At 49.6% G+C, this 6439-nt stretch carries 7 protein-coding genes; 4 read left to right on the top strand and 3 right to left on the bottom strand.

Features of this window, described 5'->3' with window-relative positions; genetic code table 11:
• Window positions 1-359 precede the first annotated feature (359 nt).
• A complete protein-coding gene (locus VE954_RS04175; RefSeq protein ID WP_324949970.1) occupies window positions 360-662 on the bottom strand; it encodes a hypothetical protein in 303 nt (100 codons plus the stop codon).
• A 126-nt stretch (window positions 663-788) separates the two neighbouring features.
• Window positions 789-1544, bottom strand: coding sequence for a substrate-binding periplasmic protein (locus VE954_RS04170; protein WP_324949968.1), 756 nt, complete (start codon window positions 1542-1544; stop codon window positions 789-791).
• 210 nt (window positions 1545-1754) lie between these two features.
• Here VE954_RS04170 and VE954_RS44110 point away from each other — a divergent pair, with 210 nt between their 5' ends.
• The 3 genes from VE954_RS44110 (at window position 1755) to VE954_RS04160 (ending at window position 3411) form a co-directional block, all read left to right on the top strand.
• Window positions 1755-2060 (top strand): phage portal protein, encoded by a 306-nt coding sequence (locus VE954_RS44110; RefSeq protein ID WP_414698971.1) that lies wholly within the window; start codon window positions 1755-1757, stop codon window positions 2058-2060.
• The gene (locus tag VE954_RS04165) at window positions 1960-2415 is read left to right on the top strand and encodes a hypothetical protein (protein WP_324949966.1); all 456 of its coding nucleotides are present in this window, start codon (window positions 1960-1962) and stop codon (window positions 2413-2415) included. Before VE954_RS44110 ends, VE954_RS04165 begins: the two co-directional genes overlap by 101 nt.
• Window positions 2416-2661: 246 nt before the next feature.
• Window positions 2662-3411 carry a hypothetical protein gene (locus VE954_RS04160; protein WP_324949964.1) on the top strand — a complete coding sequence of 250 codons (750 nt, stop codon included), beginning with the start codon at window positions 2662-2664 and terminating at the stop codon, window positions 3409-3411.
• Between the two features lie 508 nt (window positions 3412-3919).
• Here the strand turns inward: VE954_RS04160 and VE954_RS04155 are convergent.
• Complete coding sequence (locus tag VE954_RS04155) at window positions 3920-4447, bottom strand: hypothetical protein (protein WP_324949962.1); 528 nt, start codon at window positions 4445-4447, stop codon at window positions 3920-3922.
• 146 nt (window positions 4448-4593) lie between these two features.
• Here VE954_RS04155 and VE954_RS04150 point away from each other — a divergent pair, with 146 nt between their 5' ends.
• Window positions 4594-5817, top strand: coding sequence for a hypothetical protein (locus tag VE954_RS04150; RefSeq protein WP_324949960.1), 1224 nt, complete (start codon window positions 4594-4596; stop codon window positions 5815-5817).
• The last annotated feature ends 622 nt before the right edge of the window (window positions 5818-6439 follow it).

Raw genomic sequence — 6439 nt, 5'->3', positions numbered from 1 at the left:
GCCTGCCGTGCCTGATGCCCTCTGGTTTCAAGCATGAGGTATAGGATATATGCAGCCACAACTTCCACGATGGCCTTGGGTACGACCTCAAAATCGTTTATTATGCGGGTCAGGTGCTTCGGCATCATCGGCTCCTGCGGCTAGAAGGTTTTTTCAAAGTGCTTCCAATGTCGCTGCAGGGGCTTATTTTTTCAATTCTTCGATTCTATGATTTTTGAAAGCCAGTGTTTTGAGGCATTCCATCGACTACCGTCGAACAAATACTTGCCTGCTTAGACTTTCAGGATGCGTTCATGAATTCGCGCAAGCGCTGAGTTATTAAGCTGCGCCAGGTGCGAGCGACCGGACAATTTAAAGATTTAAAGTTCGATTTCTCCAGGAGCCCGGCTTATAAGCCGTTCCCTCTGGTCCGTGTTTTCCAGCGAGTAATGGGCGGCAAGCAGCTCCGCGATATGTATCTGCTCAAGGACCGGAAGAATACTAGGCCGCTCTGGAAATTCACGCCCCAGGTCGAGCGGGCCATTGATCGGTACTTCGATCTGTTTGTCGATGAACCCGACAGCTATTCGCTTAATGAAGTGATTGGCAACCGATTCAGACGCTAAATAAAAAACCAGAGCTTGCGAGCAATCGCGTTCGTTTAAGGTTTTAAGGTAAACCAAAAAACACACGCTGCTATGCGGCGACAGCTCGGATCGGGCGATGCTCGCGCCGCTATTCGGCCGACGGTTGCGTGCTGATGGTCAGCGATCCACCTTTTGGGTTGCCGACAGCCAAATGGCAACAGATCACAGACCTTGCCGAGCATGCACCCAACTCTGTATGATGGATCTCACTCTTCCAGCTTTCTCAAGGTTTACGATATTCTTATCAAAAACAGTCAAGAGTTCTTTGTACGCGGACTTCTTGCTTAGCAGCAACCGAAAGCTAACAGTTTGATAGACCGCCGGAAGTTTTACCAGCTTGTCCAGAGAGGATCGATTGTTTTGATAGTCTACTAAAAAATCCAGCTCAACTATGAAATCACACCGCTTCCACCGAGTCATTTCCAGTTTCGTGGCAAGAGTCGGCGAAAATTCAATTCGCTGTAAAACAGATTTCAAATGCTGATTGCCCCAGCCACTTCCTAGGTACTCGCAAGCCACTAGATCTTTAATCTCTTCGATACGTTTTACGCGGGACAGACGCTCCATTTGAGGATGATGAATATAGGTATAGCCTCGAAATTCTCCGGTAAACCCTGGAAGAGCGCTCGGGATGGAGTAGACCTCCCGGGCTTGGGTTGCTATCGAAAACATGGCATCCAACTTACCCTCTTCGACCATTCTTTGAGCCCGAACCCACGGTAGACTTACAAATTCAACAGTGAGCTCATTGCCGATGGCTTCGCGAACTATGTCGGGCGAAATACCAACTGCTTTACCATGGCGCGCGAAGCTGACGGGCTCGTAATCATTTGAAAAGCCGATTTTAATGGGACTGGCTTGAAGGAACGTGCTGACCAAAAAGAGATAGGGTGCTAAGTGAAGAAAGGAAATTGACATTTCGAACCTCATTTCCTTGTATGTCTACATTGTACCACGCCCCAGCTTAGTGCCGATAATTTAACGGACGATGCTCCAGGTTCCAACTGCATCTGGTTGATCAAGCGGCGAAAAATCTACCTGCTTGCGAGAGATTTAAAATGCTCCAAAGGCTAGGCAAACCCACAATGGAGAGTCTCCAAGATCAGCCGCGACACAGAGGCTGAAATCATGGCTGCGGTCATCAGCGCATTCTACGCCACATTCATCACAAGCGAGACCGGCGGGATCATTGGAGGGCAGAATCAGGCTTTGCCTGAGTCGATGCGTCCCGAACCTGATCGCAGAACGGTCAAATTTGGGCCTGGAATGCTCGTTCCTCTCCTTCCTGGGGAGAAGATATCCTCCCCGGCACCGGGCCGCCCAAACTCGAATTTTGATCGCGAGTCAGATCGGAACGGGGGGTCGGCCTGCCTCCGGAAGTCTTGCCCAGAAGTTTCAGTCATCCTATTCCGCAACCAGGGAAGCGCTGCTTGAAGCCTGGAAGGCGTTCAAGATCCGGCGGGTCTGGTTTGTTACCGGGCTTTGTCAGCCGGTATGGGAATGGGTCATCACTGACGCGATTCGGGAAGGCATGCTGGAAGCGCCGGGATTCAACGATCCTTTGAAACGCCAGGCCTATCTTCAGACGCAATGGACTGGCACCGAGATGGAATCAATCGATCCACTCAAGGACGCCAAGGCAAACGAGGTTGAGGTGAACGCCGGCCTGCGCAAGCGCCGGTCGATCGTTGAAAGCCAGGGCCGTGATTATGACAAGCATAGGAGGGAGTATGAAGAGGAAAAAGGAGACTTTCACGGACCCGGAAAATCATCATTCGTTGTAAAATAAGATGAAGCCTGACTGACTGAAAAACCTCTCAGTTTTAGCTCGGCTTTGCCCCACGCGTTTCGAATGGACTTTTATGCCAAAATGAATTTCTATGGCAGCGGGTCAAGTACGGGAAATGGTCGGAAGAATATGCAGTAGCGTTTTGCTGTCCAGCAACGTTTAAGTGGTAAATGCTATAACCTGGCTTCTGTGGTTTCACCGACAATGCTTCATTCGCGTGGCGTAAAAAACTTTGGATCTTGTCCATTGATTTGGATCTGTCTGTTCATACAAGGGACGGCGGCTTCCGCTCCCATCGACGTGCCCATAATTACCTACTATGATTACCCTCCATTTATTCTTGAAAATGCGTCCAAGAGCCTTACACAGGAACTTGCCCAGTATCTCTCGCAGGCTTCGAATGGACGTTTCCACTTTTCGGTCAAAGTAATTCCAAAGGGACGCCTGGATGTCATGATGGAGAAACCTGACTGGAAAGGGATTATCGCCTGGATCAATCCGAAATTTGTATATGATGAGGCCAAGACCCGTTACCTTTGGACTGCAGCTATCATGAACGAAATCGATTTGGTTGCTTCAAACAAAGAAGCTCCACACCACTACAAAGGGCCGGAATCCCTGCACGGTTTGAAATTGGGTGCAGTGCTCAATCAACGGTATGCTGATGTTGAAAATATGATCGCCAAACGTGCTTTGGTTCGTACGGATGGCCGCAGTCAGGAAAATGTCTTAAAAATGCTGATGCATAGGCGAGTGGATGTCGCTTTTGTATCGAAAAGCACTCTGAGTTGGTTTCGAATACATTTGAAGGGCCTTGAGCAAAAGGTCGTTTTTTCCCCCGTCCCACGCAACACTTTCACTCGGCATGTGATGCTATCCCGAAGTTTGTCGCCTGAGGTGGCCGAGTATGTAATCAAGACGATCAATGGCTTGGGAAGTCAGGCCCAATGGCGGGACATCATGGATCGATTTCACATCAAGGATCAAATTCCTTGATCCCCGTTTCATCGTGCGCCTAGATCGGCAGGCAGGACAATATTGATTTCACAGCAACTCGCGCAAAGCTGCAGGTACTCAACAATACCGGATTTGAAACGGGTATCGGACGAACTTTGAAAATCGTTTGGTCTGGAGACGTTCGTCAGCCGCCCCAGGAGGACATTCTTGCCTACGGTGATTCGACAACCCGCTCCTCCAAAGATATTGGCAACGGAGGTAAAATTCTGAACTTCCGGTTGGATGTTTACCGGGAAAAGGATGGTCAGCTTCTACCATCTGGATCAATCAACATCGGGGTCTGGAGCGGCTTTCCTGGGAGTCCAGGGGGAGGATTCGCAATATTAAAAACTTACATTGGGCTAACTGGCCATCTTGTACTTAGCTGTGAACATCCTTCTGGCCGCGAAGGTGAAACCCCGAGAAACTGATGTTATGATCTTTACCTCCGATGAGTGGTGAAAGCTTTCAAGCGGAAATAGGACGTGGTTTTATGCACGCCCCCTCGTTAGTTTGAACGGTGGTAGGTGCAGCTTGTTTCGTAAGTTTCCATTTGGCCGGATGAACTGGTCCCCTTGCCCTTCAAAGATGTCTGTAGTTCCTCGGCTTTTAGGGAGACAATGTATGTCTCTTCCCCATTTCCTCTGACAGTCTTGCGTTGATAAATGTACTCAAAGTTGAAAATCCGATTGACGAAAAACGACAAGCGGTCAGCAGACCAGCTGGCATAAGCTGTGAAATTTACGAAAGCATCAGCAAGCCTCGTGCTCTGAACCGTCGCCTCCCGTCCGGTTTTATAGGCCTGTGGGATGGAACTATCGAAGTCATGGAAAGCTATATCTGTGCAGCCGTCCTGAAAAATTTGAAGCTTGGCTGCCAGCGGCTTCCCATCTTCGATACATTCGCCTGACCATAGGCCACTTATCTCGGTGCAGGTGCCGGGCTCACCGTCTGACATGATTTTGCCAAGCTTGGACCGTGCTTCTGCTGTCATTGAAACACCCAAACAGATGCAGGCACTCATAAAGAGTCTCATGTTCCGTTCCTTTCAGTTTTGATTACGAAGTATTTTATACTGTCGTGCCGGGATAGTCCAAAGTTGAACCTAACCTCTGCAAAACCATCAGGACCCTATAAATATTTATGGCGTGTTCCAGACGTTGTCTGGACTGTTACCTGACTTTGAACACCACCGGTTTTGCCCCAAAATTCCTGGATCGGCAAAAGCAACGAGTCGCCGTTGAGTTCAACTATGGAACGAGCCAGCATCCTGAACACATTAGGCACACACTCGTGGCAACGTATTGCTTTGTTCGTAGCCGCGAGATCATTGATAGACTGGTCGATCAGCTCATTCAAATGATCCATGGCATCGGCTCACGCTCGGAAAAAAGGGTCGAAAAAAAATTACTCAATGACCTCAGAAAGGTTTCGGGTAAAACCAATATCCTCTGTCAGCTTGCCGAGGCAGCAATTGAACATCCCGATGGCGTAATTCGCGACGTCGTCTACCCGGTGGTAAGTGAAAAGACGCTTAAAGCCCTTGTTAAAGAGCTCAAGGCAACTGGACCAGCCTATCGACCACAAGTTCAAACGGTTATGCGCGCTTCCTACCGAGGCCGCTATAGGCGAATGCTGCCCGCGATCCTATCGGCGCTTAAATTCCGCTCAAATAATGAGGCTCACAGACCCGTTATACGCGGGCTTGAGCTTCTAAAACGCTATGCTGAAAGCCGTGTCCATTATTACGATATTGAAGAAGAAGTTCCCCTCAAAGGTGTTGCCAAAAAAGATTGGCTCGACTTGGTCATAGAAGTCGATAATGACGGTAATGAGCGCATAAACCGCATCAACTATGAGGTGACACTGCTGCAGGCCCTTCGTGATAGGCTGTGCTGCAAAGAGATCTGGGTCGTCGGTGCTGACCGATGTAGAAATCCAGATGATGATCTTCCTGGCGACTTTGAAGAGCGCCGCGCTGAATATTACGGAGCGCTCTCTCTACCAATTGACCCAGAGGTTTTTTGCCAAAAAATACAAGAGACAATGACAGAGGAGCTTGAAAATCTCGATCGCTCGATGCCGAAAAACTCCCTCGTCCGTATCCTCTCGCGAAGTGACGGTTGGATCTCAGTGAAGCCGCTCGACGCCCAGCCAGAGCCACAGAACCTTATTCGTCTTAAGACTGAAGTTGGTAAGAGGTGGCCAATGACAAGTCTTCTTGACGTTTTAAAAGAAACAGACTTACGTATTGGCCTGACAGAGTGCTTTCGGCGGCCTTACCGATTCTCATATTCCATTTCCCCAAGCCGGGCCTCCTATTCAAAGGCTATACCGGTTGGTTCCTCGACGGCAAGGGTAAGCCTCGACCGGATCCCGCGCTGCAGGTCTCTTGCGGGCGGTTGAATCCCAGGGGCTGCGGGTCGAACACGCGGTTCATTCGTGGCCCCTCGCAGGGCATGCTGAGCCTATTGCGTGGGGTACTCTGCGCTCTTGTCGAAGAGCGAGCGACGAAACACCCGTGATGCATCAGTTTCATCAGTTGCCCTGGTGCCCCAGAACTTGCAGCTGAAAATGATCGATTACGTGACAGATTGTGATGCTTGTAAGCTTAACATTTTAGCGACGCATATGGGCACCGTGACCCTGACGCACAATGGGATCCAAACTCAGAACGATGTTTTCTGGCCTGAAGACCCTGCGGTGAAAGGGTTTTCGATGTTGTTTTCCGCCGGTGTCGCCGACCTTCATTCTGGGCCTGTGCGACACGATGTCGCTTCGAAAGGTGTCTTATGAATTAAAGACTATCTGTACCACCAGATAGACCTAGGGATCTGAATCAAGAGCGATCCTGACAATGTAGCAATGCCGTAAGGCGGGAAGCGAATCGGAATGTGTCAGCATTTTTGGGACAGCGCTAAAGAAAGTTTAAGAAACTTTTCTACCCGAGTACGAACACGGACTGTCGCGTGACTGGGATATTGATTCCAACTCGATCCTGTGGAATCGCAAGCTTGGGACCGCGCTT

This window comes from Oligoflexus sp., assembly GCF_035638955.1.
Lineage (GTDB): Bacteria > Bdellovibrionota_B > Oligoflexia > Oligoflexales > Oligoflexaceae > Oligoflexus.
Note: the sequence above shows the minus strand (reverse complement) of the source record. Positions and strands in the feature narration are given on the sequence as shown.